The organism is Algibacter ulvanivorans (assembly GCF_048381495.1).
GTDB classification, from domain to species: Bacteria; Bacteroidota; Bacteroidia; order Flavobacteriales; family Flavobacteriaceae; genus Algibacter_B; species Algibacter_B ulvanivorans.
Genome location: NZ_JBLWGD010000032.1, coordinates 1 through 374, shown reverse-complemented (window position 1 = coordinate 374; position 374 = coordinate 1). Strand labels below are relative to the sequence as shown.

Below are 374 nucleotides of genomic sequence, written 5' to 3'. Positions count from 1 at the left end.
GTCTTTTTATAAAAATAACGGCGAAAGTGTTACCCGACTTTATATTGACTATCGGGAATTGAACCATGTCACCATCAAGAATAGGTATCCGCTACCTCGTATTGATGACCTGTTTGACCAGTTGCAAGGAGCACAATTCTTTTCAAAGATCGATCTTCGTTCTGGATATCATCAGCTGAAGGTTAAAACTGAGGATATTCCAAAGACTGCTTTCAGAACTCGGTACGGGCATTATGAATTCTTAGTCATGTCTTTTGGATTGACTAATGCTCCTGCTGCTTTCATGGATATGATGAACCGAGTATTCAAGGAATATTTGGATCACTTTGTTGTTCTCTTTATTGATGACATCCTCATCTATTCCAAAAGCCGAG

At 39.0% G+C, this 374-nt stretch carries 1 protein-coding gene; it reads left to right on the top strand.

Translation table 11 applies throughout. The features are described 5' to 3' along the window. A partial coding sequence (locus ACNG5D_RS15860) for a reverse transcriptase family protein (RefSeq protein ID WP_418184508.1) occupies nt 1-374 on the top strand: 374 nt, incomplete at both ends.